Source organism: Sediminihaliea albiluteola (assembly GCF_014077625.1).
GTDB lineage: Bacteria > Pseudomonadota > Gammaproteobacteria > Pseudomonadales > Halieaceae > Sediminihaliea > Sediminihaliea albiluteola.
In genome coordinates, this window is the sequence record NZ_JACFXU010000018.1 from 1 (window position 1) to 25718 (window position 25718).

Here is a 25718-nt window from a genome sequence, read left to right on the forward strand (position 1 = left end):
ATGAGTAAGGAAAAGTTTGAACGTAATAAGCCCCACGTCAACGTGGGCACCATCGGTCACGTTGACCATGGTAAAACCACGCTGACAGCGGCGCTGACACGCGTATGCGCCGAGGTATGGGGTGGTGCTGCAGTTGCCTACGATGGTATTGACAACGCACCGGAAGAGAAAGAGCGTGGCATCACTATTGCTACTTCACACGTAGAATACGACTCTCCTGAGCGTCACTACGCACACGTTGACTGCCCTGGGCACGCTGACTATGTGAAAAACATGATCACCGGTGCTGCACAGATGGACGGCGCTATCTTGGTATGTGGCGCCACTGATGGCCCAATGCCTCAGACCCGTGAGCACATCCTGCTGTCGCGTCAGGTAGGTGTTCCTTACATCGTTGTGTTCCTGAACAAAGCAGACCTGCTGGCTGAAGACTGTGGCGGTGCTGACTCAGAAGAATACGAAGAGATGAAAGAGCTGGTTGAAATGGAGCTGCGTGAGCTGCTTGACCAGTACGACTTCCCCGGTGACGACACGCCAATCATCTGTGGTTCGGCACTGATGGCTTTGAACGGCGAAGACGACAACGGTCTGGGTACTACTGCTGTTAAGACACTGGTAGAGACTCTGGACAGCTACATCCCTGAGCCCGAGCGTGCTATTGATCAGGCCTTCCTGATGCCAGTAGAAGACGTGTTCTCAATCTCTGGTCGCGGTACTGTTGTGACTGGTCGTGTTGAGCGCGGTATTGTTAAAGTTGGTGACGAGCTGGAAATCGTTGGTATCCGTGACACACAGAAAACTGTTTGTACCGGTGTTGAGATGTTCCGCAAATTGCTAGACGAAGGCCGTGCTGGTGAGAACGTTGGTGTTCTGCTGCGTGGTACTAAGCGTGAAGACGTTGAGCGTGGTCAGGTACTGGCGGTGCCCGGTTCTGTGAAGCCACACACTAAGTTCGAAGCAGAGGTTTACATTCTGTCCAAGGACGAAGGTGGTCGTCACACGCCATTCTTTAAAGGCTACCGTCCCCAGTTCTACTTCCGTACTACGGACGTAACAGGTGCATGTGAGCTGCCAGAAGGCGTTGAGATGGTGATGCCAGGCGACAACGTACAGATGGTTGCGACCTTGATTGCACCGATTGCGATGGACGAAGGTCTGCGCTTTGCGATCCGTGAAGGCGGTCGTACAGTGGGTGCAGGTGTAGTTGCCAAGATCATCGAGTAAGATCGCTGATTTGAGTGACAAAAAACCCGGCCAGATGGCCGGGTTTTTTTTGGCTAGTAAAAACTACTTTTCGAGTAATTAGTCCCGCTGCTGATAATTGCGTTCTGAAATCTGACCGTTGAGTGTTAAAAAGTCATACAAAATACCAATACCAAACAGTCCGAGGGTGAGTAGATAGAGAATGCCAGTAAAAATCTTGCCCATGTAGAGGCGGTGGATACCAAATACACCTAAAAAGGTGAGCAGAATCCAAGCTAAGTCGTAGTCAGTTCGCCCGGCTTGGTAACGTTGGTCAGCATTGCGGGCCATGCTCGGTATTAACAGCAAGTCGATTATCCAGCCGATAAAGAATAAGCCTAAAGTAAAAAACCAAATAATGCCGGTAATTTGTCGGCCATAATAAAAGCGATGGGCGCCTATGAAGCCGAAGATCCATAATAAGTAGCCCATGAAGACTGAATGACTGGGTGGTTTTTGCTGCATATTGGCTGTGCTCCGTGTTTATATCGTCATTGTGATAAATAAGGTAAAACTTGTGCTTGCTTCCTGCGACTATAATGCCATAATCCGCTTCGGCAAATGCCCATGGAAATAAGTCGGACTCACCGAAACTATTTACCAGTCCCTGCTTGACACTACCCGGGTCGGTCTATAGAATTCGCGTTCCTTTTTCGGGGGGCTCCCTAGCGGGTTCCTGGTTTTTTATTGATTGGAGTTAGGTCTGGTGCAGAATCAACGCATTCGAATTCGCCTTAAGGCATTTGATCATCGCCTGATAGATACGTCGACTCAGGAAATAGTAGAAACTGCACGCCGTACTGGTGCGCAGGTTAAGGGGCCGATCCCTCTTCCTACGCGGAAGGAAAAGTACACTGTGCTGGTATCGCCGCACGTGAACAAAGATGCACGTGATCAGTACGAGATTCGTACTCACAAGCGTCTGTTAGATATCGTGGAGCCTACAGAGAAGACTGTAGACGCCCTGATGAAGTTGGACCTGGCAGCAGGTGTTGAAGTACAGATCAGTCTTGGTTAACGAAAATTCGTAGCAAGACCTGCTTGGGGCAGGAGTCCCGAGTGTGTAACGCCCGGTTGCGGTAGGCGCATTCGGGCGGCCATAGAGGGTAAGCCCCGTACACTGAGAGGTTAGCAAAATGACTATTGGTTTAGTCGGCCGTAAATCCGGTATGACTCGCGTTTTTACCGAAGATGGCGCATCAATTCCAGTAACCGTAGTGGAGATTTCTCCAAACCGCGTTACTCAGATCAAAGAGCTCGATAGCGATGGCTATTGCGCAATTCAGGTCACTACGGGCAACCGTAAGGCCTCAAAAGTCAGTAAGTCTCAAGCTGGACATTTCGCTAAAGCGGGTGTCGAGGCCGGTTTAGGTCTATGGGAATTCCGCACAGAAGGTTCTGAGGAAGCTTTTGAGGTGGGTTCCGAGTTGACTGTTGAGCGGTTTCAGGTTGGTCAGAAAGTTGACGTAGCAGGTAAATCAAAAGGTAAAGGTTTTCAGGGCGTAGTTAAGCGTTGGAACTTTGCCATGCAGGATGCCACGCACGGTAACTCGCTGTCGCACCGCGCTCCCGGTTCAATCGGTCAGTGCCAAACCCCAGGTCGTGTATTCAGGGGTAAGAAGATGGCCGGTCATATGGGTGCTGAAAGTGTAACTACCCAGGGCCTGGAAATTGTCCGTGTTGATGCAGAGCGTAACTTGCTGCTCATCAAGGGCGCTGTCCCCGGTGCACCGGGCGGAGACGTGATCGTGCGTCCCGCAGTCAAGGCTTAAGGTTAGGGGGTTTCTAACGTGGAACTGAGTGTAGTAAAGCCAGGTAATCTCGACGCAGGGAAAGTGTCTGTTTCTGATGTTGCCTTTGCTCGTGAGTTTAATGAAGACCTAGTTCACCAGGTGGTCACTGCCTATATGGCGGGTGCTCGCCAGGGAACTCGAGCACAAAAGACTCGATCGGAAGTCAATGGCGGTGGTAAGAAGCCGTGGCGTCAGAAGGGTACTGGTCGTGCTCGTGCGGGAACCATTCGTTCGCCTATTTGGCGTTCCGGTGGTGTGACTTTTGCGGCTAAGCCGCAGGATCACTCGCAAAAAGTGAATCGCAAAATGTATCGCGCAGCTATGTGCTCGATTATGTCCGAGCTGGCGCGCCAAGATCGTTTGGTTGTGGTTGAGTCGGTTCAGGTTGAGCAGCCAAAAACCAAATTGCTGGCTAAGCAGTTGGGTGAATACGGCGTCGACAACGTGTTGATTGTGACTTCGGAGCTGGATAGCAATCTGTACTTAGCTGCCCGCAACTTGCACAAGGTTGATGTGCGCGATGTCGATGGTGTCGATCCGGTTAGCCTGATTGCCTATGACAAGGTCATGATGACTGTGGACGCAGTTAAGAAGTTAGAGGAGATGCTGGGATGAACCAGGAGCGTGTATTTCAAATACTGGTAGGTCCGCATGTATCCGAGAAGGCTGCCATTGTAGCTGACGCGAACAATCAGTATGTGTTCAAGGTTGCGGTAGATGCTACCAAGCTGGAAGTTCGCAAGTCGGTAGAGCAGCTGTTTAAAGTCAAGGTTGACAGCGTTCAGACTCTAAAGGTTAAGGGCAAGGTTAAGCGTAACAAATTTGGTTTTAGCGCCAAGCCGACCTGGAAAAAGGCATACGTTCGTCTGGAGCAGGGTCAGGAAATTGACTTTGCTTCCGCCGAGTAAGGCGAGAAGGAGTAGGTTTTAAAATGGCAATTCTGAAGAGTAAGCCCACTTCCCCCGGTCGCCGTCATGTCGTCCGTGTGGTTAGCGAAGATCTGCACAAGGGTGCTCCGTATGCGCCTCTGTTAGAGAAGCAGTCTCGCAATGGTGGTCGTAACAACAATGGCCGCATCACTACTCGTCATATTGGCGGTGGTCACAAGCAGCATTATCGCATTGTCGACTTCAAGCGTACTAAGGACGGAATTCCGGCCAAAGTTGAGCGTGTTGAATATGATCCCAATCGCACCGCACACATTGCGCTGCTGTTGTTTGCTGATGGTGAGCGTCGCTACATCATTGCACCGAAGGGTGTTAAAGCTGGTGATGTGTTGCAGTCTGGTCCTTCTGCGCCGATCAAGGCGGGTAACTGTCTGCCACTGCGCAATATTCCAGTCGGTTCAGTGATCCACGCCCTTGAACTGAAGCCAGGCAAAGGTGCTCAGGTATCTCGCTCAGCGGGTTCCTCGGCGCAGTTGGTGGCACGTGAAGGTCGCTATGCAACTGTGCGTCTGCGCTCTGGCGAGATGCGTAAAGTGCTGGTTGACTGTCGTGCAACTTTGGGCGAAGTGTCCAATTCCGAGCACAGTCTTCGCAAACTGGGTAAGGCAGGTGCTTCACGCTGGCGCGGTGTTCGTCCAACGGTTCGTGGTGTTGCTATGAACCCAGTTGATCACCCGCATGGTGGTGGTGAAGGTCGTACTTCGGGTGGCCGTCATCCGGTCACTCCATGGGGTGTTCCGACCAAGGGTTATAAGACCCGCAAGAACAAGCGTACTGACGACCTGATTGTCCGTCGTCGTGGTAAGAAGTAACGGTTGCCGTTAACCAGATTTTAGAGGAAGAAGATTGTGCCACGTTCACTGAAGAAAGGTCCTTTTATCGACCTTCACTTGATGAAAAAGGTCGAAGTTGCTCTTGAAAGCAACGATCGTCGCCCGATCAAAACCTGGTCGCGCCGTTCCATGGTTTCACCAGATATGGTGGGCCTGACTATAGCTGTACACAATGGTCGTCAGCACGTACCGGTTCTGATCAACGAAGATATGGTTGGTCACAAGCTGGGTGAATTTGCGGCAACCCGCACGTTCAAAGGCCATGTCGTGGACAAGAAGGCCAAGCGCTAAAGCGCAGGTCTATAGCGAGGTTTAGGAAAATGGAAGTTGCAGCAAGACTAAAGGGCGCACGTATCTCAGCGCAGAAAGCACGCCTGGTCGCAGACCAAGTGCGCGGCCTGCCGGTAGAGACAGCGTTGAGCCTGCTGGAATTCAGCCCCAAAAAGGCGGCTCACATTGTCAAGAAAGTTCTCGACTCTGCGATTGCCAATGCTGAGAACAACGAAGGTGCAGATGTGGATGAGCTTAAGGTTTCCAGCATCTTTGTAGACGAAGGTATGACAATGAAGCGTCTGAGCCCGCGTGCCAAAGGCCGTGCGGATCGCATTTTAAAGCGCAGCTGTCATATCACAGTAAAAGTTGCAGACGGCGAAGGTTAGGAGAAGACCAAATGGGTCAGAAAGTACATCCAGTCGGTATCCGCTTAGGTATTGTTAAAAGCCATACCTCAATCTGGTATGCCGGCAACAAGAACTACTCGAAGAACCTGATCAGTGATCTAGAAGTTCGCAAGTTCATCGAGAAAGAGCTTGAGCACGCCTCCGTCAGTCGTGTGGTGATTGAGCGTCCGGCACAGACCGCACGTATCACAATCCACACCGCTCGTCCCGGTATCGTGATCGGCAAAAAAGGTGAAGACGTAGATAAGCTGCGTAGAACCTTGGCTGTAAAAATGGGTGTGCCTGTGCACATCAACATCGAAGAGATCCGCAAGCCGGACCTGGATGCCAAGCTGGTAGCGCAGAACGTCGCGCAGCAGCTCGAGCGTCGCGTTATGTTCCGTCGCGCTATGAAGCGTGTGGTACAGAACGCCATGCGCCAGGGCGCGGAAGGTATCAAGGTTCAGGTCGGTGGCCGTTTGGGCGGTGCAGAAATTGCTCGCTCTGAGTGGTACCGCGAAGGCCGTGTACCTCTGCACACGCTGCGTGCAGATATCGATTACGCCACCTACGAAGCTGTAACAACTTACGGCATCATCGGTGTAAAAGTGTGGATTTTCAAAGGCGAAGTTATTGGTACTGATACACAGACCGATGGCGCCAAGAAAACAGCAACTAATTAAGGGTTACGCAGATGCTTCAACCAAAGCGTACAAAATTTCGCAAGACTCATAAAGGCCGTAACCGCGGCTTGGCCCTTCGCGGCAGTAAAGTGAGCTTTGGCGAATACGGTTTGAAAGCGACAGGTCGCGGCCGCATCACTGCGCGCCAGATTGAAGCGGCTCGTCGTGCCATGACACGTCACATCAAGCGTGGCGGAAAGATCTGGATCCGCGTCTTCCCGGACAAGCCTATTACAGGCAAGCCGCTGGAAGTACGTATGGGTAAAGGTAAGGGTAACGTGGAGTACTGGGTGGCCCAGGTTCAGCCAGGTAAGGTTCTGTACGAAGTGCAGGGCGTATCTGAAGAGCTGGCTCGTGAGGCATTTGCCCTGGCTGCTGCCAAGATTCCCGTTACTACAACATTTGTAAAACGGTCGGTGATGTGATGAAAGCAAGCGAATTGCATGATAAGTCCGCAGAGGACCTGAACAAGCAGCTGCTAAGCCTGCGTGAAGATCAGTTCAAGTTGCGCATGCAGCAGTCCACTGGACAGTTGGGGCAGACACATTTATTGCGCCAGAACCAGCGCGACATCGCACGCGTCAAGACTGTACTGAAACAGAAGGCAGGTAATTAATCATGTCAGGTGCAGAAAAGCGTATCCGTACGGCAACCGGAAAGGTTGTCAGCAACAAAATGGACAAAACAGTCACTGTGCTGATTGAGCGTCGGGTTAAGCACCCTGTGTACGGTAAGTACATTACACGTTCATCAAAGATTCATGCTCATGATGAAAACAATGAGTGTGGTATCGGCGATACCGTCAAGGTGGCTGAGTCGCGTCCAGTATCTAAGACTAAGTCTTGGAAGTTGCTGGAAGTAGTAGAGAGCGCCACTCAGGTCGTTTAAGCGCAGGTTTTGCGGCACAGCGCCGCAGTTTGGAGTAGAGAATGATTCAAACACAGTCGTATTTGGAAGTCGCTGATAACAGCGGTGCCCGCCGCGTGATGTGCATCAAAGTACTCGGTGGTTCCAAGCGTCGTTACGCGCGTGTCGGTGACCTGATCAAGGTGACCGTGAAGGAAGCGATTCCACGCGGTAAGGTCAAAAAAGGCCAGGTTATGACCGCTGTTGTCGTGCGCACTAAGAAAGGTGTTCGTCGTGCAGATGGCTCTCTCATCAAATTTGATGATAACGCAGCAGTCCTATTGAACAACCAGGAAGCGCCCATCGGTACGCGTATATTTGGCCCGGTCACTCGTGAACTGCGCGGTGAGAAGTTCATGAAGATTATTTCTCTGGCCCCGGAAGTTATCTAGTCCGGCCAGCAGAGAGAGGAAGAGAAATGTTGAAGATCAAGCGCGATGACGAAGTGGTTATCTTGGCCGGTAAGGACAAGGGTAAGCGCGGCAAGGTTCGCAAGGTGTTGACAGACAATCGCGTGATTGTTGCTGGCATCAATATGGTAAAGAAGCACACCAAGCCTAACCCTCAGATGGGTGTGGCCGGCGGTATCGTCGAGCGTGAAGCCCCTATTCAGGTTTCTAATGTGGCGATTTTTAACCCCGCGACCAGCAAAGCAGATCGTGTGGGCTTCAAAGTAGATGGAGATAGCAAGATCCGTATCTTCAAGTCCAATGGCGAGGCGATTGACTCCTGAGCCGACGCTGGCTAAACGAGTTAACAGGTAGAAGACATGGCAACGTTGAAACACAAATACAAGAGCGAACTCGCTCCTCAGCTTAAAGAAACGCTGGGTTTGGACAATGTGATGGAAGTTCCACGCATCACCAAAATCACTCTGAACATGGGTGTTGGTGAAGCTGTAGGCGATAAAAAAGTGTTGGAAAACGCTGTCGCTGAAATGGAAAAGATCGCTGGCCAAAAGCCGATCATCACTAAAGCACGTCGCTCCATTGCGGGTTTTAAAATCCGTGACGGATGGCCGATTGGCTGCAAAGTGACACTGCGTTCAGACCGCATGTACGAATTCTTGGATCGTTTGATCAGCATCGCGATCCCACGTATTCGTGACTTCCGTGGCATTAGCCCCAAGTCTTTTGACGGCCGCGGTAACTTTGCGATGGGTGTAAGTGAGCAAATTATTTTCCCTGAAATTGAATACGACCAGGTGGATGCCCTGCGCGGTATGGATATCACTATCACCACCACGGCTCGTACGGACGATGAAGGTCGCGCACTGCTGCGTGCTTTCAACTTCCCACTGAAAGGTTAAGAGGCTTAATACATGGCTAAAAAATCTATGATTGCGCGTGAAGAAAAGCGTTCACGTATGGTAGCTAAGTACGCCGAGAAGCGTGCAAGCCTAAAGGCAATTCTGAGCGATATGAACGCGTCCGATGAAGAAAAATGGGATGCCCAGATTGCCCTGCAAAAGCTGCCACGTGATGCGAGCCCTGTGCGCCGTCAGCGTCGCTGTCAGCTCACCGGTCGTCCTCACGGGGTCTATCGTAAATTTGGCCTGTGCCGTAACAAGCTGCGTGAAGCTGCTATGCGCGGCGATGTACCTGGTCTGGTTAAGTCCAGCTGGTAACGGAGAGATTTAGAAATGAGTATGCAAGATCCGCTGTCAGATATGCTGACCCGTATTCGCAACGCGCAAATGGCCGGTAAGTCCTCTGTTGAAATGCCTGGCTCCAAGTTAAAAGCTGCCGTTGCAAATGTTTTAAAGGAAGAAGGCTACGTCGAAGACTTCGCCACTTCCGTGGACAATGGCAAGCCTCGTTTGAGCATTGAGCTCAAGTACTACGAAGGCAAGCCTGTAATCGCAGAGATTGATCGCATCAGCCGTCCAGGCCTGCGCAGCTATCGCAACAAGAATGAGCTGCCATCGGTCCGCAACGGTTTGGGTGTGGCCATTGTATCGACATCACGCGGTGTGATGACTGATCGAGCTGCTCGCGCTGCTGGCGTGGGTGGTGAAGTGCTCTGCACCGTTTTCTAAGATTGATTTAAAGAGCAACTAACATGTCTAGAGTCGCAAATAATCCGGTACAACTGCCCAGCGGCGTCGAAGTTAAGACGACCGGTCAGGTTCTGTCCGTTAAAGGCAGTAAAGGCAATCTTGAGTTCTTGCTAACTGAAGGTGTGCAGATTAACCAGGATGACAACGTTCTGACTATTGCATACGAGAGTGACAAGTTGAAAGCCATCGCTGGCACAACCCGCGCACTGTTGAACAATATGGTCAAGGGCGTCAGCGAAGGTTGGGAAAAGAAGCTGTTGCTAAACGGCGTTGGTTATCGCGCCAAGGCTGATGGCAAGTCAATTAACCTGAGCGTGGGTATGTCACACCCGGTTGATTACACTTTGCCTGAAGGCGTTACCGCTGAAACACCCTCCCAGACTGAAATCGTCGTAAAGGGTATAGACAAGCGGGCTGTTGGCCAGGTTGCTGCAGATATTCGCAGCATCCGTCCGCCAGAGCCTTACAAGGGTAAGGGCATTCGTTACGCTGACGAGAATGTTCGTCGTAAAGAAGCCAAGAAGAAGTAGGTAGGAACTAAGAGATGAGTGCAAAGAATGATTCAAGGCTGCGTCGCGCCCGTCGCGCTCGAGCCCGCATGCGTGACCTCGGTGTTAACCGCCTGAGTGTACACCGTACTCCGCGTCACATTTATGCCCAGGTGATTGCCCCGGCTGGTGACAAGGTACTGGTTAGTGCTTCTACCTTGGACAGCAGCCTGCGCAGTGGCAGCACTGGTAACGCAGAGGCAGCAGCCGCAGTCGGCAAGCTGGTAGCAGAGCGCGCAAAGCAAGCTGGCATCGAGAAGGTGGCGTTTGACCGCAGCGGTTACAAGTACCACGGACGTATCAAGGCCCTGGCCGACGCCGCCCGTGAAAGTGGACTGGAATTCTAGGGTATAGATATGGCGTTTAATGATCAAAAAAGACAGCAGCAAGACGGTGACCTCCAGGAAAAGCTGGTACAGGTAAACCGTGTAGCTAAAGTGGTCAAGGGTGGTCGTATCTTCGGCTTCACTGCCCTGACAGTAGTTGGCGATGGCAAAGGTAAAGTTGGTTTCGGCCGCGGTAAAGCACGTGAAGTGCCAGTCGCTATCCAGAAAGCTATGGAAGCTGCTCGTCGCAACATGATTCAGGTTGAGCTTGATAACGGTACTCTGCAATACCCAGTAAACGCACGCCATGGCGCTTCTAAGGTATACATGCAGCCTGCTGTTGAAGGTACCGGTGTAATTGCTGGTGGTGCGATGCGTGCCGTGCTTGAAATTGCTGGCGTCACAGACGTATTGGCCAAGTGTTATGGTTCGACCAACCCGGTGAACGTAGTTCGTGCTACTTTCAACGGCCTGCGCGACATGTCTGCTCCGGATGACGTTGCTGCTAAGCGCGGCAAGACTGTCGAAGAAATTTTGAATTAATTATTGGGTTAGCTTGTCATGTCTAAAGCAACTATCAAGGTAACGCAGATCAAGAGCACCAATGGCCGCCTGAAGAATCACCAGGCCTGTGTGCGCGGTCTTGGCCTGCGCCGTATCGGCCACACAGTTGAAGTGGAAGACACTCCATCTGTGCGCGGCATGATCAACAAAGTGAATTATATGCTACGGGTTGAGGATTAAAACATGTCAGACGTAGAAGTAATGCGACTGAATAGCCTGAGCCCTGCACCGGGCTCACGCAAAGATGCCAAGCGCGTCGGTCGCGGTATCGGTAGCGGCTTGGGCAAGACAGCCGGTCGTGGTCATAAAGGTTTGAAATCGCGCTCAGGTGGTTCGGTAGCCCCAGGTTTTGAGGGTGGTCAGATGCCACTGCAGAAGCGCTTACCGAAGTATGGCTTTAGTTCGCGCATCTCTCGCACGACTGCCCAGGTTCGTTTAGGCGAACTCAATGCAGTCAGTGGTGATGTTATTGATTTGGCGGCACTGAAAGACGCTGACTTGGTTCGTGAAAACGTACTTCGTGCACGTGTGTTCCTGTCCGGTGAATTGAAAAAAGCTGTCACTGTCAAAGGTCTTGCGGTTACTAAAGGTGCCCGCGAAGCCATTGAACAGGCAGGCGGAAAAGTAGAGGACTAAATGGCAACAGGTCAACTGCCCGGAGTTAACAAGGCAGGCATGGGCGAGCTTTTTGCTCGCCTTCGTTTTGTCTTGCTGGCGATAATTGTTTATCGCATTGGAACCCATATACCGGTACCTGGGATTGACCCTAACCAGTTGGCGGCGCTGTTTAACCAGAATCAGGGCACGATTCTGGGTCTGGCGAATATGTTTTCCGGGGGAGCCCTGGAACGCATGAGTATTTTGGCGCTAGGTATCATGCCCTATATCTCTGCATCGATTATCATGCAGTTGATGTCGGCGGTGACACCGAAGCTAGAAGCGCTTAAGAAAGAAGGCGAAGCGGGTCGTCGCAAGATCAGCCAGTACACACGCTATCTCACGGTGTTGTTGGCGATTGTACAGGCAACAGGTATGACCGTAGGCATGGCCAATCAAGGCATGGCCTATAGTGTCGCACCACTGTTTTACGTCATTGCAATTACTTCACTGGTTACCGGTGCAGTATTTATGATGTGGCTGGGTGAGCAGATCACTGAAAAGGGTGTTGGCAACGGCATTTCTTTGTTGATCTTCGCCGGTATTGTAGCGGGCTTGCCCTCTGCGATCGGTCAGTCATTAGAGTCAGCGCGTCAGGGTGAGCTGAACATTCTCATCTTGCTGTTTATCCTGGCTCTTGCGATTGCCGTGATTTACATGATTGTGTTCATCGAGCGCGGCCAGCGTCGTATCACGGTGAACTATGCCAAGCGGCAGCAGGGCCGCAAGATGTTTCAGGCGCAGAGCTCGCATCTGCCACTGAAAGTGAATATGGCTGGGGTAATACCGGCAATTTTTGCCAGTAGCATCCTGCTGTTTCCAGCATCATTGGCACAGTGGTTTGGCTCTTCGGGGTCAGCCGATTGGCTGCAGGATATGGCCGTGGCCATTGGTCCAGGCCAACCCTTGAATATCCTGTTGTTCACGGCGTTTATTGTGTTTTTCTGCTTTTTCTATACGGCGTTGATGTTTAACCCGCAAGAAGTAGCAGACAACCTGAAGCGGTCCGGTGCCTTTGTGCCTGGTATCCGCCCCGGACAGCAGACCGCCAATTATATTGATGGTGTGTTGACCAGGTTGACGGTATTCGGGGCCGCGTATATTGCGCTGGTCTGTCTGATGCCCCAGTTCCTGGTTGTAATGTGGAACGTGCCTTTTTACCTGGGCGGCACCTCATTGCTGATCGTGGTTGTAGTAGTAATGGATTTTATGGCCCAGGTGCAGAGCCACCTGATGTCACAGCAGTACGACTCTGTGATGAAAAAGGCCAACCTGAAAACCTATGGTGCTTCCGGTCGCGTGCGTTAAGCGGCGTCGGGTGAACGGAGATTGAGAAATGAAAGTACGTGCATCGGTTAAAAAAATCTGCAGAAACTGCAAGATTGTCCGTCGCAACGGTGTTGTGCGCGTGATCTGTACTACAGATCCTCGCCACAAGCAGCGCCAGGGCTAGGGCCGGCTTGTCGTCGAATGGTAATACTGCCGGTCGACGGTTGATTTTGGGAAAACTTACCGCTAGAATGCTGCGCCTTCCGCGCCCCGCTCGTCATCCTGGATGAATTCAGGAGCAGGGCGCTGCGCTGCAGATAGCGAAGAACTAAGTATTTGGAGAAAGTTGGATGGCTCGTATTGCCGGTGTCAACATACCTGATAACAAGCACACTGTTATCGCTTTGACATATATCTTCGGTGTAGGCCGCACTCAGGCAAAACGCCTGTGCGCCGACGCTGGTGTTGCAGAGGACGCCAAAGTAGCGGATCTCTCAGAAGAACAGATGGACGCCCTGCGCGCTAAAGTAGGTGATATGACGGTTGAGGGTGACCTTCGCCGTGAAGTCTCCATGAATATCAAGCGTCTGATGGACTTAGGTTGCAACCGCGGCCTGCGTCATCGTCGCAGCCTGCCTCTGCGTGGTCAGCGCACCAAGACCAACGCGCGCACCCGTAAGGGACCGCGTAAGCCGATTCGTCGCTAGGTAGCATACCTACTGCGAATCCTTTTAGTGTAGCTGCACCTGTGTGCAGTGTTGATATTAAATTAGGAAAGTAATTTATGGCTAAGCCAGGTGCTAAAAGCACTCGTAAAAAGGTCAATAAGACCGTTGTTGATGGGATTGCGCATATTCACGCCTCTTTCAACAACACCATTGTTACCATCACTGACCGTCAGGGCAACGCTCTGAGCTGGGCAACAGCAGGTGGCTCCGGCTTCCGTGGTTCACGTAAAAGCACGCCTTTTGCAGCTCAGGTTGCTGCAGAGCGCGCAGGTGAAGCGGCCAAAGAATACGGTCTCAAGAATTTGGATGTGCAGGTTAAGGGACCCGGCCCTGGCCGTGAGTCAGCGGTTCGTGCTTTGAACGCCTGCGGTTACAAAATCAGCAACATCACTGATGTAACCCCAGTGCCGCATAACGGCTGCCGTCCGCCCAAGAAACGTCGCGTATAACGCTTTACAGGAAGAACTGACATGGCTCGATATATTGGACCCAAGTGCAAGCTCTCCCGTCGTGAAGGAACAGATCTGTTCCTGAAGAGCGGAGTGCGCGCGTTGGAAAGCAAGTGCAAAGCAGAAACAGCTCCAGGTCAACACGGTGCTCGTCGCACACGTTTGTCTGACTACGGTGTACAACTGCGAGAAAAACAGAAAGTACGTCGTATCTACGGCGTTTTAGAGAAGCAGTTCCGCGGCTACTACAAAGAAGCTGCTCGTCGCAAAGGCGCGACTGGTGAGAACCTGCTTAAGCTGCTGGAATCTCGTCTCGATAACGTGGTCTACCGCATGGGCTTTGGTTCAACTCGTTCCGAAGCGCGTCAACTGGTATCTCACAAGTCGATTCTGGTTAATGGCAGCATCGTAAACATTCCTTCGTACCAGGTACAAGCTGGTGACGTTGTATCCCTTCGTGAAAAGGCCAAAAAACAGCTGCGCGTGCAGTCTGCCCTGGCTTTATCGGCCCAGCGTGGCGAGTCTGAGTGGATCGAAGTCAACAACGATAAGTTGGAAGGTGTATTTAAATCAGTGCCTGACCGTCAGGAGTTGTCTTCCGAGATCAACGAAAACTTGATCGTGGAACTGTACTCCAAGTAATCCGACTTAGGACTAAGCTACTATTACAGGTGCCAGAATGCAGACTGCAGTAAATGAATTTTTGACCCCGCGCGTAATTAACGTTGAAGAGAAGAGCAGCGTACGTGCCCAGGTGACACTGGAGCCTCTGGAGCGTGGTTTTGGCCACACTCTTGGGAATGCATTGCGTCGCATACTGCTGTCTTCCATGCCCGGCTGCGCTATCACCGAAGTCGAAATTGACGGTGTACTGCATGAGTACAGCGCTATCGAAGGCGTGCAAGAAGACGTCATCGAGATTCTGCTGAATCTCAAAGGTGTTGCACTGGTCATGAACGGCAAAGATGAAGCTGAGCTGACTCTGAGCAAGAAAGGCCCCGGTGCAGTAACAGCAGGTGACATTCAGGTTGATCACGACATTGAAGTGAGCAACCCTGAGCATGTGATTTGCCACGTTAATGGCAGCTCTGAGATCAACATGAAGCTGACCGTTGCCCGTGGCCGTGGTTATTCACCAGCCGATTCTCGTACAAATCCGGAAGAAGAAACCCGCTCTATTGGCCGCTTGCAGCTGGACGCATCTTTCTCGCCAATTCACCGCGTTTCCTACGTGGTGGAAGCCGCGCGTGTTGAGCAGCGTACTGACCTCGATAAGCTGGTTCTCGATTTGGAGACCAACGGTACTATCGATCCTGAGGAAGCGATTCGACGCGCCGCGACCATCCTGCAACAGCAGTTGGCCGTGTTCGTTGACCTTGAGAGCGAATCTGAGTCTGAGTCTGTCGTGGAAGAGGATGAGGTTGATCCAATTCTGCTGCGCCCAGTCGACGATCTTGAGCTGACAGTTCGCTCTGCGAACTGTTTGAAAGCTGAAAACATTTACTACATCGGTGACTTGGTTCAGCGCACAGAGGTTGAGCTGCTTAAAACCCCTAACTTGGGTAAGAAGTCACTGACTGAAATCAAGGACGTTCTGGCGTCGCGCAGCCTCTCGCTGGGTATGCGCCTGGACAACTGGCCACCAGCCAGCCTCAAAAACGATGATCGGGTGCTGGGCGTTTAATAACGTTTTAACCCCGAACACTTACCAGTTAGCCGTGCTGAGATAGCACAGAAATCATAGGATTGGAAAAATGCGTCATCGTCACAGTGGACGTCAGTTAAATCGAAACAGCTCTCACCGCAAGGCCATGTTCCGTAACATGACCGTGTCACTGGTAGAGCACGAGTTGATCAAAACCACCTTGCCTAAGGCCAAAGAGTTGCGCAGCTATGCGGAGCCGCTGATCACCTTAGCTAAAAACGACAGCGTGGCTAATCGTCGTTTGGCGTTTGACCGCGTTCGCAGTAAATCAGCGGTAGGTAAGCTGTTCACTGAGCTTGGTCCGCGCTACGAGTCACGCCCAGGTGGCTACATCCGCATCCTCAAGTGTGGTTTCCGTGCTGGTGACAAAGCGCCTATGGCCTATGTCGAGCTGGTTGATCGCCCGCAAGTAGAAGATGTTGATGGTGACGAAGATTAATCCTCTTCTTCATCACGATCTCTAAAAAAACCCGGCCAAAGCCGGGTTTTTTTATGCTCTATGTTTCTTCAATGGCGCCGTTTAGGCTGCAGCATTTGCTTCTTTAGCTGCAGCCAATAGGCTAAGGCTAAGTTCAAGCCACCGCGCGTTTTTGCTTTGCTTTTTTCAGCAGCGGCGCCAAAAATTGGCCCGTATAAGAGCCTTTAATCTCTGCCACTTCCTCTGGGGTGCCGCTGGCAATAATCTGCCCTCCACCCGAGCCACCTTCAGGGCCTAAGTCGATCAGCCAATCAGCGGTTTTAATTACGTCGAGGTTGTGTTCGATAATCACTACCGTATTGCCGTGATCACGCAGTCGATGCAGTACTTCGAGTAATTGCCTGATGTCCTCAAAGTGCAGCCCGGTCGTGGGCTCGTCCAGAATATAGAGGGTTTGACCCGTATCGCGCTTGCTCAATTCCCGAGACAGTTTGACCCGCTGTGCTTCGCCACCCGAGAGAGTGGTGGCTGCTTGGCCTAGGCGTATGTATGACAGTCCTACATCCATCAGCGTTTGCAGCTTGCGGGCGATCGAGGGCACCGGCTCAAAAAACTCCAGTGCATCTTCTACCGTCATCTCCAGCACTTCATGGATGTTGCGGCCTTTATAGCGTATTTCGAGCGTTTCGCGGTTGTAGCGTTTGCCTTTGCAAATATCACAGGGTACGTAGATATCGGGCAGGAAGTGCATCTCGACTTTGGTGACACCATCACCCTGGCAGGCTTCACAGCGGCCACCTTTGACGTTAAAGCTAAAGCGTCCTGGCTTGTAGCCTCGCGAGCGGGCTTCCTGGGTGCCGGCAAAGAGCTCCCTGACAGGGGTAAAAATCCCCGTATAGGTGGCCGGGTTGGAGCGCGGGGTGCGGCCAATGGGGCTCTGGTCTATATCTATGCACTTATCGACGGCACCGAGGCCCTCAATAGACTGGTGTGGGGCTGCCGTAAGGGTGGTCGCTCCATTAAGCTCGGTCGCTGCCAAGGGATACAGGGTGTTGTTGATAAGTGTCGACTTACCCGAGCCTGATACACCGGTGACGCAAGTGAGCAGGCCCAGGGGTAACTCTAAGTCGACCCCCTGTAAGTTATTGCCACGCGCGCCGGATAGTTTCAATAGGCGCGTTTCATCTCTGGGCCTGCGCTCTGCAGGTATGGCGATTTCGCGCTTGCCGGATAGATAAGCACCAGTCAGTGAGTCTTCGTTGGCTATGATGTCTTGGACGCTGCCCTGGGCCACTACCTGACCACCGTGAATGCCCGCCCCAGGTCCGATATCGATCACGTGGTCGGCGCTGCGGATCGCATCTTCATCGTGCTCAACCACTAATACGGTATTACCTAGGTCCCGCAAGTGAATCAGTGTATTGAGTAGGCGCTCATTATCGCGCTGGTGTAGACCAATGGATGGCTCGTCGAGGATATACATAACACCGACCAAGCCGGCCCCTATTTGGGAGGCCAAGCGAATGCGTTGGGCTTCACCGCCTGATAAGGTTTCTGCGCTGCGATTCAAGGTCAGATAATTGAGGCCCACATCCACGAGAAAGCGGTAACGAGCGCGCAATTCCTTGAGTATCTTCGAGGCGATTTCACCCTGGCGGCCATCGAGCTGTAAGTTTTCAAAATAGGTCTCGGCTTCCCCGACCGGCATCTCAGTGATGCTGGGCAGGCTGCGTTCATCGATGAATACATGGCGTGCATCGCGACGCAAGCGGGTTCCGTCACAGTCCGGGCAGGGCTGGGTGGCGAGGAACTTGGCTAAGTCTTCGCGCACTGATTGTGACTCGGTATCGTGATAGCGCCGCTCCATGTTGGGCACTATGCCTTCAAAGGGATGTTTGCGTTTGAACACGTCACCGCGGTCGTTGACATAGGAGAAGGCCACCTCTTCTTTGCCACTGCCGTACAAGATCACCTTTTGCTGCGCTGGCTCGAGTTCTTCAAAGGGCGTGTCGATGGCAAAACCGTAGTGCTCGGCAAGGCTGCTTAGCATGTGGAAGTAGTACACGTTGCGGCGGTCCCAGCCTCGAATAGCACCTTCGGCCAGGCTGGCTTCGGGGTGCAGTACGATGCGGGTGGCATCGAAATACTGCTTAACCCCTAAACCGTCACAGCCAGCGCAGGCCCCGGCAGGGTTGTTGAAGGAAAACATGCGCGGCTCTAGCTCATCGATGCTGTGACCGCACTGCGGGCAGGCAAAGCGGGCTGAAAACATAATGTCTTCGCCGTCCCCGTCCATATAGCTGATCATAGCCATGCCATCGGTCAAGCCAAGGGCGGTCTCAAAGGATTCTGCCAAACGCAGCGCTAGGTCTTCGCGTACCTTGAAGCGGTCGACCACGACCTCAATACGGTGTTTCTTGTTTTTTTCCAGTGTCGGCAGGTCGTCGAGGTCGGTAACAATACCGTCGATACGGGCGCGCACGAAGCCCGAGGCGCGCAGCTCTTCGAATATATGCAGATGTTCGCCTTTGCGGTCTCTCACTACGGGGGCTAGCAGCATCAGCTTACTGCCTTCTGGCAAGGCTAATACGCTGTCGACCATTTGACTGATGGTCTGCGCTTGGAGGCTGACATTATGCTCCGGACAGCGCGGCTCACCGGCACGCGCAAAAAGTAGACGCAAGTAATCATAGATCTCGGTGATGGTGCCTACCGTCGAGCGGGGGTTATGAGAGGTCGACTTCTGCTCGATGGAGATTGCTGGCGACAGACCCTCAATATGGTCCATGTCAGGTTTTTCCATCACGGATAAAAACTGCCGCGCATAGGTGGACAGTGATTCCACATAGCGCCGCTGCCCCTCGGCATAGAGCGTGTCAAAAGCCAGCGATGACTTGCCGGAACCGGACAGCCCGGTGATGACCACCAGTTGGTCTCGGGGGATGTCCAAATCGATATTTTTGAGATTGTGCGTGCGCGCCCCGCGGACGTGGATAAAAGCCATGAGATACCTGAGTTAGCGAATGGGGTCGAACCAGACAGTATAGGCCCTGTCCACCAAGGCTGGCAAAATATATAGTGCTGCTGGCTAAGAGGGCATAGCCATATGCTGTCGCTGAACGCTGAAACTGGTAAGATGGCGCGGCATTTCTAACGAACTTCTGTCGTGATAACCAAACATCCTATGAACGCGCTGGAACGGCGCGCCGTATCGACACTCGCGCTGCTGTACAGCTTCCGTATGCTGGGGCTGTTCATGGTGTTGCCCCTGCTCGCTTTGTACGCGCCTGAGCTCAAAGGCGCCACCCCCTCTTTGATTGGTTTGGCGCTGGGCATATACGGCTTGAGTCAGGCCTTACTGCAAATTCCTTTTGGCTGGTTATCGGACCGCCTGGGGCGAAAGCCGGTAATCATTGGCGGCTTATTACTCTTTGCCTTGGGTAGTTTAGTGGCCGCTTTGGCGGACTCGGTGCAGGGCGTGATCATAGGTCGGGCACTGCAGGGCGCCGGTGCCATTGCCAGTACGGTGATGGCCTTGGTGGCAGACTTAACGCGTGAGGAACAGCGCACCAAGGCAATGGCAATTGTCGGGGCAAGTATTGGCTTGGCTTTCACTCTGGCCTTGATTCTTGGGCCTTTGGTGGCCTCCTTTGGTGGCTTGTCTGCAGTGTTTTACCTCACTGTAATGCTGGCTTTATTGGGCATTGCAGTGGTGCTCTTTCTGATTCCCACGCCTTCATCCCAGAGTCAGGGACAGGCGGAAGTAGGGCCGCGCACTAACTTGCTGGGGCGCAGTCTGCGCGATCCGGGTTTGCTGCGCTTAAATGGCGGAGTGTTTGTGCTGCACTTCACTTTAATGGCAGCCTTTTTAGTGATTCCCGCTTTGCTGCAGGATGGCATGGCGATACAGCGCGAGTCCCACTGGTTGGTTTATTTGGCGGTAGTGTTATTGTCGCTGCTCGGTGTGCTGCCCTTGATGCGTATAGCCGAGCGCGGGGGGCGGCCTCGTGAGTCCTTTGCCTGCGGGATTATCTTGTTGGCTTTATCCTTAGTATTGTTAGCTTGGCTGCCCTCGGGCTGGTGGATTGCTGTTGGTTTGTGGCTATTTTTTATCGGCTTTAACTACCTTGAGGCCACCTTGCCATCGCTAGTTAGCAAAACCGTATTCTCTGGTGGTAAAGGCACCGCCTTGGGCGTGTATTCCACCTGCCAGTTTCTCGGCACCTTTATCGGTGGTGCCGCCGGCGGTGCCATCATTGAAGTTTGGGGCGCGACAGCGCTGCTGCTCGTTTGCTTGCTGTTAATGCTGACTTGGTTGTTCTTGGCTTTGCCTACGTTTGCAGTAGTGGCTAGCAAGACGAGTGAGGCTGAGCTGCCCCAGTCCTAACTGGGGCACTGTGCTGAGCTAGCGAAATTGAGCAATAATATCGTCGGCAAAGCGTTTAATGCCGTCAATTTTCTGTTCAAGCGTCGCTTGCTCGCCGTGGTAAAACACCCAGGGCATGGTGAGTAGATGGGTCACGCCGCCTTCGTGGAGTCGCTTGTAGCCTTCGATTTCCCAAGCGTCATTAGCAGATGCCATTACATCGAAGCTTTCTTTCTCGCGGCCGTACTCCACTCGATATTGTTTGATAGCCTGCACCGTAGCCAGAATTTCTTCGCTGCTTTGTAAATCGCTGAGCCAGCCGTTGCCCAAACGCGCCGCTCGGCGGTGTGCCGCCTCGGATATCCCGCCGACCCAAATTGGAATAGGCTGTGTAGGCGCGGGGTTCATTTCTAGGCGGTCAAAGTCATAGAATTCGCCGTGATACTCAACCATTTTGCCGCTCCATAGCAGCGGTAGAATTTCGAGTATTTCATTGCAGCGTTTGCCGCGGCTGTGAAAATCTTGCCCCATGAGTTGGTATTCGTCTTTGCTCCAGCCTACGCCGATAGTCAGGGTCACGCGGTTATTGGATAGCACCGCCGCGGTGCTGATAGCTTTTGCTGCGATAAAAGGGTTGCGGATCGGCAGCACAAAAACATTGCTGGTAAAGCGTAGCCGTTTAGTGGCTGCGGCGCAGGCGCCCACTGCGACCCAGGGGTCGGGCCAGTCGGAAAACGCATCCCAGCGTCGTTCGCCGCTCTCTGTGTAAGGGTAGGGAGTGTTGATCTTTTCGGGGTTAACAATATGGTCTGAGAAAGATATGGCATCCCAGCCCGCTTCATCTGCTGCTTGTGCCAGGGGAATCAATTCCTCGCTGTTACTAAACGCCATTGGTATGACAAATTTCATAGGGGCCTCTATTTTTAATGTTTAAAGTTGAGCCGTAGCTTGCTGAGCTAGTGTAGCCAAAGCGCTCTAGCCATTCCTAGATCTTTGATGGCTTCTATAAGAAATAGGCGCAAACGGTACAGTAGTCTAGAGTGCTCAAAAGGCATCATTTAACTCTCAAGACTGGCATATAAGGCTGGTCAGATGTATCGTTACTGATCGGCGATTTCACGCCACTAACCAGAATCGACGCAGTGTTCCTCTTGGTTGTATGCGTCTGTAAGTCATTGAAAAAATTGGAGAATGTTGAATAATGAGCAAAGGCTCTGTGAACAAAGTCATTCTGGTGGGCAATCTCGGTGCAGATCCCGAGCTGCGCCATATGCCATCCGGCGGCGCCGTCACCAATATCAGTATCGCCACCTCTGATAGCTGGAAAGACAAGCAGACTGGGCAGCCACAAGAGCGTACTGAGTGGCACCGAGTGGTGGCCTTTAACCGTTTAGCCGAAATTATGGGCGAGTTTCTACGCAAGGGTTCTAAAGTTTACGTAGAGGGCTCCCTGCGCACCCGTAAATGGCAGGGTCAAGATGGCCAAGATCGCTACACCACAGAAATAGTCGCCAATGAAATGCAGATGCTTGACAGTCGTCCTGCCGGTCAAGGCCACGGTGCTGGTGGCTATGAGTCTCAGGCCGCCGGGCCGGCCTATGCAGCACCGCAGCAAGCCCGGGCGCCGCAACAGGCCCCTACTGCGCCTATGTCAGGAGCTGCGCCTGGTCCCGCTAGTGCACCCCAGCCTCCTGGCGACTTTGCTGGTGACTTTGACGACGACATTCCATTTTAAAGCAGCCCTCAGGTGCGTGTATTACTAATAGGCTCTGACACTACCCTAGGCGTGGCGCTGGAGCAGCACCTCAGCCGCTGGGGCCGTCATGACTACGAGTGTGTTACTTTTGCTGCGAGCCGCTGGAAGAGTGAGCGGCACGCTAAAAAAGTGATTCGCCGCTGCCAGCCAGATCTGCTGATAGATGCTCGCATTCAAGGCGCAGTAGACAGTGGCGAACCATTATTTGAGCCTGACATTGATCGCTGCCACTGGCTTGCCAAAGCTTGTCAGCGCAACGGCGTGGCTTATTTTCTGTTATCGAGCTCTCGGGTTTTTGCTGGGCAGCAAGAGCGCCCTTACGCTGAGGACGACTTGCCCGATAACGAGGGTACATTGGGCAGCATGCTGCAGCAGTCCGAGCAGCGAGTTCGGGCCACCTGTGATCGCCATGTGATCCTGCGTTTGGGGCCGGTGTTTTCACACCGCGGCCGCAATCTCTTCACTAATTTGATGGCTCAGTTGCATAGCGGTGGCAAGCTGAGCTTGGATAGCAGTCAGCGCGGCTGCCCAGTTGCTGCAAGCGATGCTGCACGTATTATTGCCGGTGTCTTGGATCAGTTAAGCGCAGGGGCTGAAACTTGGGGTAACTACCACTACTGCAGTCCAGACACCACTAACTGCTATGAGTTTACTCAGGTTTTACTGACCGCGGCTTCTAGCTTTGCCGAGTTTGATCCTGAGGCGGTGACCCTCTGTGAAGAGCCTGGCGAACAGAGCATCAGTCGCCGCTTGGACTGTAGTCGTTTGCGCAACACCTTTGCCATTAAGCAGTTGAGCTGGCGCAGCTTTGTCGCTGATGCCCTTAAGCTGTATTTTGATTCGCTGCAACACTCGGAGAGTTGAACATGTCGACACCATCCACTGAGGCTGCATCGCTGGGTCTGGCGGTGCTCACCGTTTCGGATACGCGGACTCTGGAGCAAGATAGTTCTGGGCAGTTTCTAGTGGATGCGCTGCAAGAGGCCGGGCATCGGGCGCTAGAGAGAGTCATCGTCAAGGATGATGTCTACCAAATTCGCGCTGTACTATCGGCTTGGATTGCCGATGAGGCAATTGAGGCAATTTTGGTCACTGGCGGAACCGGCTTTTCCGGTCGCGATTCCACCCCAGAGGCAGTGGCGCCACTCTTTGATAAATCGATTGATGGTTTTGGTGAAGTATTTCGCGCCTTGTCTTATGAGGAAATAGGCGCTTCTACTATTCAGTCGCGGGCACTGGCCGGCCTAGCGAATAATACCGTGATATTTTGCATGCCGGGCTCTACTGGTGCCTGTCGCACAGCTTGGAATGGCTTGATTCGCGAGCAGCTTGACGCCAGTCATAAACCCTGCAATTTTGTCGGAGTGCTCAATACCCGAGCGCAACTCTCGTGAGTGAATTACTGCCAGTAGCTGAGGCCCTGGCGGCGATGCTACAACAAGCGCCTACGGCGCCCGCGCTCGAACACTGTAGCTTGCTAGAGGCCAGTGGCCGTATCCTGGCCGAAGATATTTACTCCGCCATAGATGTGCCTAGCGAAGATAATAGCGCCATGGATGGCTATGCCCTGCGTGCGGCAGATGCGCTGCAGGCGCTGCCGGTGCGTCAGCGCATTGCCGCGGGTGCTCCTGCGCAATCTTTGGCGCCGGGCTCTGCCGCAAGAATCTTTACTGGAGCGCCTATTCCCGAAGGTGCCGATACCGTAGTCATTCAAGAAAATTGCAGCGAAGTAGCCGGCATGCTGCAGATAGAAGGCGAGCTGCAAATCGGCGCTAATATTCGACCCCGGGGGCAGGATCTCGCGGCTGGCGATCGTGTGTTGTCAGCCGGAACGCGGCTCAGGCCTCAGGACCTTGGCATGCTGGCATCGATCGGTCTGGCCCAAGTGCCGGTGCATCGCCGACTGCGGGTGGCCCTGCTATCCACTGGCGATGAGCTGGTTGAGCCAGCTAAAGGTGAGCCACTACCCTCTGGGCAACTCTATAACTCCAATCGCTATATGCTGGCCGCTCTCCTGCAGCAGCTCGGTGTGGACTGTATTGATGGTGGTATTTTGCCCGATGATGCCGCTGCCACAAAGGCCGCTTTTGAGCAGCTTGCCAGCAAAGCGGATTGTATTATCAGCTCTGGTGGTGTCTCAGTGGGGGAGGAGGACCACGTGAAAGCGGTAGTGGAGCGTTTGGGTGAGTTGCAACTGTGGCGCTTGGCAATCAAACCAGGCAAGCCGCTAGCCTTCGGGCGAGTAAAGGACGCCGCCTTTATTGGACTACCTGGTAACCCGACTTCTAGCTTTGTAACTTTCTGTATTTTGGCTCGGCCCTTTTTGCTGCGGGCACAGGGTGCCAGTTCGGTGATGCCACGGGTGTTGCGCGCGGTGGCGGACTTCAGCACTCAACGGCCCGCTAAGCGCCAAGAGTACCTGAGGGTGAGTTTGCGTGAAGAGGGGGGCAAGTGGCTGGTTCAGCGCTATGCCAATCAGAGCTCTGGTGTGCTGGCCTCTGTGTGCTACAGCGATGCTTTGGCGGTGATCCCCCCCTACACCTTGGTGCAGGAAGGGGATCCCCTGGATTTGTTGCTACTGGATCAGTTTAGCTTCTGAAAAACCAGCGAGGCGTTGGTGCCACCAAAGCCAAAGCTATTAGACATCACCCGCTGTAGCTCGACATTATCCTGACGCGATACCGCAATCGGCAGATCCTGTGCTTCTGGATCCAGTGTCTCAATGTTAGCCGAAGCCGCGATAAAGCCCGCCTGCTGCATGAGCAGCGAGTAGATTGCCTCTTGTACCCCGGCCGCGCCCAGTGAGTGACCAGACAGAGACTTCGTGGAGCCAACCACTGGAATGTGGTCGCGACCTTCATAGGCCATGCGGACTGCTTTGAGCTCTTGGATATCCCCAGCTGGAGTGCTGGTGCCGTGAGCGTTGATGTAATCCACTGGGCCAGTCACTGTTGCCAGAGCTTGCTGCATGCAGCGCATAGCACCTTCGCCTGAGGGGGCTACCATGTCGTGACCGTCAGAGGTGGCGCCGTAGCCTACTAGCTCAGCATAAATCTTGGCACCGCGGGCTTTGGCGTGTTCTAACTCTTCGAGTACTAACATGCCGCCACCGCCGGCGATCACAAAGCCATCGCGATTAGCGTCGTAGGCTCTGGAGGCGCGCTCGGGGCTGTCATTGTATTTGGTCGACAGTGCGCCCATGGCATCGAACAGACTGCTGAGGGTCCAGTGCAGCTCTTCACCACCACCGGCAAACACGATGTCTTGCTTATTAAGCTGAATTTGCTCCATGGCGTTACCAATGCAGTGAGCACTGGTGGAGCAGGCAGAAGAGATCGAGTAGTTAACGCCTTTAATCTTGAAGGGCGTAGCCAAACAAGCCGATACCGTACTGCCCATAGTCTGGGTCACGCGGTAGGGACCAACCCGGCGCAGGCCGCGCTCGCGCAGGATGTCTGCGGCTTCGGTTTGGCTGGCCGAGGAGGCGCCCCCAGAGCCGGCGATAATACCGGTGCGAACATTGGACACCTGGTCTTCGCTTAAGCCTGAGTCTGCAATAGCTTGCTGCATGGCAATGTAGGCATAGGCCGCAGCGTCACCCATAAAGCGCAACTGCTTGCGGTCGATATGCTCAGCAACATTGATGTTCGGCGCCCCCGCTATGTGGGATCGCATACCCATGTCGATTTGTTCCTGCTGGAGGCTGATGCCGGAGCGGCCTTCATACAGGGATTCGGTTACTGATTTCGCATCATTGCCCAAGCAGGACACGATACCAAGGCCGGTGACTACAACTCGTCTTGTCATACG

General features: G+C 53.1%; 38 protein-coding genes. 34 read left to right on the forward strand and 4 right to left on the reverse strand.

Annotation, left to right across the window (positions count from 1 at the left end; all coding sequences use genetic code 11):
* Entirely contained in the window at positions 1-1224 is a 1224-nt protein-coding gene (gene tuf, locus H2508_RS13445; RefSeq protein WP_182168390.1) for an elongation factor Tu, read from the forward strand.
* Between the two features lie 78 nt (positions 1225-1302).
* On the opposite strand, the gene H2508_RS13450 is transcribed toward tuf, so the two are convergent.
* Positions 1303-1707, reverse strand: a complete 405-nt coding sequence (locus tag H2508_RS13450) for an NINE protein (RefSeq protein WP_182174800.1) — start codon at positions 1705-1707, stop codon at positions 1303-1305.
* Between the two features lie 241 nt (positions 1708-1948).
* Here H2508_RS13450 and rpsJ point away from each other — a divergent pair, with 241 nt between their 5' ends.
* From rpsJ to rplQ, 28 genes are all read left to right on the forward strand, one after another.
* Positions 1949-2260, forward strand: coding sequence for a 30S ribosomal protein S10 (rpsJ, locus tag H2508_RS13455; RefSeq protein ID WP_027950943.1), 312 nt, complete (start codon positions 1949-1951; stop codon positions 2258-2260).
* Positions 2261-2378: 118 nt separating this feature from the next.
* On the forward strand, positions 2379-3014 hold the full coding sequence (gene rplC / locus H2508_RS13460) for a 50S ribosomal protein L3 (RefSeq protein WP_182174803.1): 636 nt from the start codon (positions 2379-2381) through the stop codon (positions 3012-3014).
* 18 nt (positions 3015-3032) lie between these two features.
* The gene (rplD, locus tag H2508_RS13465; protein WP_182174806.1) at positions 3033-3650 is read left to right on the forward strand and encodes a 50S ribosomal protein L4; all 618 of its coding nucleotides are present in this window, start codon (positions 3033-3035) and stop codon (positions 3648-3650) included.
* On the forward strand, positions 3647-3943 hold the full coding sequence (rplW, locus tag H2508_RS13470) for a 50S ribosomal protein L23 (protein ID WP_182174809.1): 297 nt from the start codon (positions 3647-3649) through the stop codon (positions 3941-3943). The genes rplD and rplW overlap by 4 nt, the downstream gene beginning before the upstream one ends.
* Positions 3944-3966: 23 nt before the next feature.
* On the forward strand, positions 3967-4794 hold the full coding sequence (rplB, locus tag H2508_RS13475; RefSeq protein ID WP_182174810.1) for a 50S ribosomal protein L2: 828 nt from the start codon (positions 3967-3969) through the stop codon (positions 4792-4794).
* A 36-nt stretch (positions 4795-4830) separates the two neighbouring features.
* Complete coding sequence (gene rpsS / locus H2508_RS13480) at positions 4831-5106, forward strand: 30S ribosomal protein S19 (RefSeq protein WP_182174812.1); 276 nt, start codon at positions 4831-4833, stop codon at positions 5104-5106.
* A gap of 29 nt (positions 5107-5135) precedes the next feature.
* A complete protein-coding gene (gene rplV / locus H2508_RS13485; RefSeq protein WP_182174814.1) occupies positions 5136-5474 on the forward strand; it encodes a 50S ribosomal protein L22 in 339 nt (112 codons plus the stop codon).
* Between the two features lie 11 nt (positions 5475-5485).
* On the forward strand, positions 5486-6157 hold the full coding sequence (gene rpsC / locus H2508_RS13490; protein ID WP_182174816.1) for a 30S ribosomal protein S3: 672 nt from the start codon (positions 5486-5488) through the stop codon (positions 6155-6157).
* Between the two features lie 11 nt (positions 6158-6168).
* On the forward strand, positions 6169-6582 hold the full coding sequence (gene rplP, locus H2508_RS13495) for a 50S ribosomal protein L16 (protein WP_182174818.1): 414 nt from the start codon (positions 6169-6171) through the stop codon (positions 6580-6582).
* Positions 6582-6773 carry a 50S ribosomal protein L29 gene (rpmC, locus tag H2508_RS13500; protein WP_182174820.1) on the forward strand — a complete coding sequence of 64 codons (192 nt, stop codon included), beginning with the start codon at positions 6582-6584 and terminating at the stop codon, positions 6771-6773. Before rplP ends, rpmC begins: the two co-directional genes overlap by 1 nt.
* A gap of 2 nt (positions 6774-6775) precedes the next feature.
* Positions 6776-7045: a 30S ribosomal protein S17 gene (gene rpsQ, locus H2508_RS13505; RefSeq protein ID WP_182174822.1), complete on the forward strand. Its 270-nt coding sequence runs from the start codon at positions 6776-6778 to the stop codon at positions 7043-7045.
* A 41-nt stretch (positions 7046-7086) separates the two neighbouring features.
* Positions 7087-7455, forward strand: a complete 369-nt coding sequence (gene rplN / locus H2508_RS13510; RefSeq protein WP_116366756.1) for a 50S ribosomal protein L14 — start codon at positions 7087-7089, stop codon at positions 7453-7455.
* A 26-nt stretch (positions 7456-7481) separates the two neighbouring features.
* On the forward strand, positions 7482-7796 hold the full coding sequence (rplX, locus tag H2508_RS13515; RefSeq protein ID WP_182174824.1) for a 50S ribosomal protein L24: 315 nt from the start codon (positions 7482-7484) through the stop codon (positions 7794-7796).
* A gap of 36 nt (positions 7797-7832) precedes the next feature.
* On the forward strand, positions 7833-8372 hold the full coding sequence (gene rplE, locus H2508_RS13520) for a 50S ribosomal protein L5 (RefSeq protein ID WP_182174826.1): 540 nt from the start codon (positions 7833-7835) through the stop codon (positions 8370-8372).
* A gap of 12 nt (positions 8373-8384) precedes the next feature.
* Positions 8385-8690, forward strand: a complete 306-nt coding sequence (rpsN, locus tag H2508_RS13525) for a 30S ribosomal protein S14 (protein WP_182174828.1) — start codon at positions 8385-8387, stop codon at positions 8688-8690.
* A 15-nt stretch (positions 8691-8705) separates the two neighbouring features.
* The gene (gene rpsH, locus H2508_RS13530) at positions 8706-9101 is read left to right on the forward strand and encodes a 30S ribosomal protein S8 (RefSeq protein ID WP_182174830.1); all 396 of its coding nucleotides are present in this window, start codon (positions 8706-8708) and stop codon (positions 9099-9101) included.
* A gap of 23 nt (positions 9102-9124) precedes the next feature.
* A complete protein-coding gene (gene rplF / locus H2508_RS13535; RefSeq protein ID WP_182174832.1) occupies positions 9125-9652 on the forward strand; it encodes a 50S ribosomal protein L6 in 528 nt (175 codons plus the stop codon).
* Between the two features lie 14 nt (positions 9653-9666).
* Positions 9667-10017: a 50S ribosomal protein L18 gene (rplR, locus tag H2508_RS13540; protein WP_182174834.1), complete on the forward strand. Its 351-nt coding sequence runs from the start codon at positions 9667-9669 to the stop codon at positions 10015-10017.
* 9 nt (positions 10018-10026) lie between these two features.
* Positions 10027-10539, forward strand: coding sequence for a 30S ribosomal protein S5 (rpsE, locus tag H2508_RS13545; protein WP_182174837.1), 513 nt, complete (start codon positions 10027-10029; stop codon positions 10537-10539).
* 18 nt (positions 10540-10557) lie between these two features.
* The gene (rpmD, locus tag H2508_RS13550; protein ID WP_182174840.1) at positions 10558-10740 is read left to right on the forward strand and encodes a 50S ribosomal protein L30; all 183 of its coding nucleotides are present in this window, start codon (positions 10558-10560) and stop codon (positions 10738-10740) included.
* Positions 10741-10761: 21 nt separating this feature from the next.
* Entirely contained in the window at positions 10762-11196 is a 435-nt protein-coding gene (rplO, locus tag H2508_RS13555; protein WP_182175420.1) for a 50S ribosomal protein L15, read from the forward strand.
* Positions 11197-12525, forward strand: coding sequence for a preprotein translocase subunit SecY (gene secY, locus H2508_RS13560; RefSeq protein ID WP_182174843.1), 1329 nt, complete (start codon positions 11197-11199; stop codon positions 12523-12525).
* Between the two features lie 28 nt (positions 12526-12553).
* Positions 12554-12670, forward strand: coding sequence for a 50S ribosomal protein L36 (gene rpmJ / locus H2508_RS13565; protein WP_182174851.1), 117 nt, complete (start codon positions 12554-12556; stop codon positions 12668-12670).
* Between the two features lie 166 nt (positions 12671-12836).
* Positions 12837-13193 carry a 30S ribosomal protein S13 gene (rpsM, locus tag H2508_RS13570; RefSeq protein WP_182174853.1) on the forward strand — a complete coding sequence of 119 codons (357 nt, stop codon included), beginning with the start codon at positions 12837-12839 and terminating at the stop codon, positions 13191-13193.
* A 77-nt stretch (positions 13194-13270) separates the two neighbouring features.
* Complete coding sequence (gene rpsK / locus H2508_RS13575) at positions 13271-13663, forward strand: 30S ribosomal protein S11 (protein WP_182174855.1); 393 nt, start codon at positions 13271-13273, stop codon at positions 13661-13663.
* Between the two features lie 21 nt (positions 13664-13684).
* The gene (gene rpsD, locus H2508_RS13580; protein WP_182174857.1) at positions 13685-14305 is read left to right on the forward strand and encodes a 30S ribosomal protein S4; all 621 of its coding nucleotides are present in this window, start codon (positions 13685-13687) and stop codon (positions 14303-14305) included.
* 37 nt (positions 14306-14342) lie between these two features.
* Entirely contained in the window at positions 14343-15347 is a 1005-nt protein-coding gene (locus tag H2508_RS13585) for a DNA-directed RNA polymerase subunit alpha (RefSeq protein ID WP_182174860.1), read from the forward strand.
* Positions 15348-15417: 70 nt separating this feature from the next.
* Positions 15418-15807 carry a 50S ribosomal protein L17 gene (gene rplQ / locus H2508_RS13590; RefSeq protein ID WP_182174862.1) on the forward strand — a complete coding sequence of 130 codons (390 nt, stop codon included), beginning with the start codon at positions 15418-15420 and terminating at the stop codon, positions 15805-15807.
* Between the two features lie 133 nt (positions 15808-15940).
* Here rplQ and uvrA read toward each other — a convergent pair whose 3' ends face one another.
* Positions 15941-18790 (reverse strand): excinuclease ABC subunit UvrA, encoded by a 2850-nt coding sequence (gene uvrA / locus H2508_RS13595; RefSeq protein ID WP_182174864.1) that lies wholly within the window; start codon positions 18788-18790, stop codon positions 15941-15943.
* Positions 18791-18970: 180 nt separating this feature from the next.
* On the opposite strand from uvrA, the gene H2508_RS13600 reads away from it, so the two are divergent.
* A complete protein-coding gene (locus H2508_RS13600) occupies positions 18971-20173 on the forward strand; it encodes an MFS transporter (protein WP_182174867.1) in 1203 nt (400 codons plus the stop codon).
* A gap of 18 nt (positions 20174-20191) precedes the next feature.
* Here the strand turns inward: H2508_RS13600 and H2508_RS13605 are convergent, their stop codons facing one another.
* Positions 20192-21061 (reverse strand): LLM class F420-dependent oxidoreductase, encoded by an 870-nt coding sequence (locus H2508_RS13605; protein ID WP_182174869.1) that lies wholly within the window; start codon positions 21059-21061, stop codon positions 20192-20194.
* A gap of 292 nt (positions 21062-21353) precedes the next feature.
* On the opposite strand from H2508_RS13605, the gene ssb reads away from it, so the two are divergent.
* From ssb to H2508_RS13625, 4 genes are read left to right on the forward strand one after another with little or no spacing between them, the layout of a single operon-like run.
* Positions 21354-21887, forward strand: coding sequence for a single-stranded DNA-binding protein (gene ssb, locus H2508_RS13610; protein WP_182174871.1), 534 nt, complete (start codon positions 21354-21356; stop codon positions 21885-21887).
* A 12-nt stretch (positions 21888-21899) separates the two neighbouring features.
* Positions 21900-22772: a sugar nucleotide-binding protein gene (locus H2508_RS13615; protein WP_182174873.1), complete on the forward strand. Its 873-nt coding sequence runs from the start codon at positions 21900-21902 to the stop codon at positions 22770-22772.
* Positions 22773-22774: 2 nt separating this feature from the next.
* Positions 22775-23302: a molybdenum cofactor biosynthesis protein B gene (gene moaB / locus H2508_RS13620; RefSeq protein ID WP_182174897.1), complete on the forward strand. Its 528-nt coding sequence runs from the start codon at positions 22775-22777 to the stop codon at positions 23300-23302.
* A complete protein-coding gene (locus H2508_RS13625; RefSeq protein ID WP_328799380.1) occupies positions 23299-24507 on the forward strand; it encodes a molybdopterin molybdotransferase MoeA in 1209 nt (402 codons plus the stop codon). The genes moaB and H2508_RS13625 overlap by 4 nt, the downstream gene beginning before the upstream one ends.
* Here the strand turns inward: H2508_RS13625 and fabB are convergent.
* A complete protein-coding gene (gene fabB / locus H2508_RS13630; RefSeq protein ID WP_182174900.1) occupies positions 24492-25715 on the reverse strand; it encodes a beta-ketoacyl-ACP synthase I in 1224 nt (407 codons plus the stop codon). The two genes, H2508_RS13625 and fabB, sit on opposite strands and share 16 nt — an antisense overlap.
* Positions 25716-25718 lie beyond the last annotated feature (3 nt).

Bases quoted from the DNA above. Each gene is read 5' to 3' on its own strand.
- uvrA (WP_182174864.1), bottom strand. From the start codon at position 18,790: ATGGCTTTTATCCACGTCCGCGGGGCGCGCACGCACAATCTCAAAAAT.
- rplW (WP_182174809.1), top strand. From the start codon at position 3,647: ATGAACCAGGAGCGTGTATTTCAAATACTGGTAGGTCCGCATGTATCC.
- rplR (WP_182174834.1), top strand. From the start codon at position 9,667: ATGAGTGCAAAGAATGATTCAAGGCTGCGTCGCGCCCGTCGCGCTCGA.
- rplF (WP_182174832.1), top strand. From the start codon at position 9,125: ATGTCTAGAGTCGCAAATAATCCGGTACAACTGCCCAGCGGCGTCGAA.
- secY (WP_182174843.1), top strand. From the start codon at position 11,197: ATGGCAACAGGTCAACTGCCCGGAGTTAACAAGGCAGGCATGGGCGAG.
- H2508_RS13585 (WP_182174860.1), top strand. From the start codon at position 14,343: ATGCAGACTGCAGTAAATGAATTTTTGACCCCGCGCGTAATTAACGTT.
- rpsM (WP_182174853.1), top strand. From the start codon at position 12,837: ATGGCTCGTATTGCCGGTGTCAACATACCTGATAACAAGCACACTGTT.
- rplO (WP_182175420.1), top strand. From the start codon at position 10,762: ATGCGACTGAATAGCCTGAGCCCTGCACCGGGCTCACGCAAAGATGCC.
- rplC (WP_182174803.1), top strand. From the start codon at position 2,379: ATGACTATTGGTTTAGTCGGCCGTAAATCCGGTATGACTCGCGTTTTT.
- rplV (WP_182174814.1), top strand. From the start codon at position 5,136: ATGGAAGTTGCAGCAAGACTAAAGGGCGCACGTATCTCAGCGCAGAAA.
- fabB (WP_182174900.1), bottom strand. From the start codon at position 25,715: ATGACAAGACGAGTTGTAGTCACCGGCCTTGGTATCGTGTCCTGCTTG.
- rplQ (WP_182174862.1), top strand. From the start codon at position 15,418: ATGCGTCATCGTCACAGTGGACGTCAGTTAAATCGAAACAGCTCTCAC.
- ssb (WP_182174871.1), top strand. From the start codon at position 21,354: ATGAGCAAAGGCTCTGTGAACAAAGTCATTCTGGTGGGCAATCTCGGT.
- rpsH (WP_182174830.1), top strand. From the start codon at position 8,706: ATGAGTATGCAAGATCCGCTGTCAGATATGCTGACCCGTATTCGCAAC.
- rpsE (WP_182174837.1), top strand. From the start codon at position 10,027: ATGGCGTTTAATGATCAAAAAAGACAGCAGCAAGACGGTGACCTCCAG.
- tuf (WP_182168390.1), top strand. From the start codon at position 1: ATGAGTAAGGAAAAGTTTGAACGTAATAAGCCCCACGTCAACGTGGGC.
- rpsC (WP_182174816.1), top strand. From the start codon at position 5,486: ATGGGTCAGAAAGTACATCCAGTCGGTATCCGCTTAGGTATTGTTAAA.
- rpsD (WP_182174857.1), top strand. From the start codon at position 13,685: ATGGCTCGATATATTGGACCCAAGTGCAAGCTCTCCCGTCGTGAAGGA.
- rplE (WP_182174826.1), top strand. From the start codon at position 7,833: ATGGCAACGTTGAAACACAAATACAAGAGCGAACTCGCTCCTCAGCTT.
- rpsQ (WP_182174822.1), top strand. From the start codon at position 6,776: ATGTCAGGTGCAGAAAAGCGTATCCGTACGGCAACCGGAAAGGTTGTC.
- rplB (WP_182174810.1), top strand. From the start codon at position 3,967: ATGGCAATTCTGAAGAGTAAGCCCACTTCCCCCGGTCGCCGTCATGTC.
- H2508_RS13450 (WP_182174800.1), bottom strand. From the start codon at position 1,707: ATGCAGCAAAAACCACCCAGTCATTCAGTCTTCATGGGCTACTTATTA.
- rpmC (WP_182174820.1), top strand. From the start codon at position 6,582: ATGAAAGCAAGCGAATTGCATGATAAGTCCGCAGAGGACCTGAACAAG.
- rpsK (WP_182174855.1), top strand. From the start codon at position 13,271: ATGGCTAAGCCAGGTGCTAAAAGCACTCGTAAAAAGGTCAATAAGACC.
- H2508_RS13605 (WP_182174869.1), bottom strand. From the start codon at position 21,061: ATGAAATTTGTCATACCAATGGCGTTTAGTAACAGCGAGGAATTGATT.
- rpmD (WP_182174840.1), top strand. From the start codon at position 10,558: ATGTCTAAAGCAACTATCAAGGTAACGCAGATCAAGAGCACCAATGGC.
- rpsN (WP_182174828.1), top strand. From the start codon at position 8,385: ATGGCTAAAAAATCTATGATTGCGCGTGAAGAAAAGCGTTCACGTATG.
- rplP (WP_182174818.1), top strand. From the start codon at position 6,169: ATGCTTCAACCAAAGCGTACAAAATTTCGCAAGACTCATAAAGGCCGT.
- H2508_RS13600 (WP_182174867.1), top strand. From the start codon at position 18,971: ATGAACGCGCTGGAACGGCGCGCCGTATCGACACTCGCGCTGCTGTAC.
- rplN (WP_116366756.1), top strand. From the start codon at position 7,087: ATGATTCAAACACAGTCGTATTTGGAAGTCGCTGATAACAGCGGTGCC.
- rplX (WP_182174824.1), top strand. From the start codon at position 7,482: ATGTTGAAGATCAAGCGCGATGACGAAGTGGTTATCTTGGCCGGTAAG.
- moaB (WP_182174897.1), top strand. From the start codon at position 22,775: ATGTCGACACCATCCACTGAGGCTGCATCGCTGGGTCTGGCGGTGCTC.
- rpmJ (WP_182174851.1), top strand. From the start codon at position 12,554: ATGAAAGTACGTGCATCGGTTAAAAAAATCTGCAGAAACTGCAAGATT.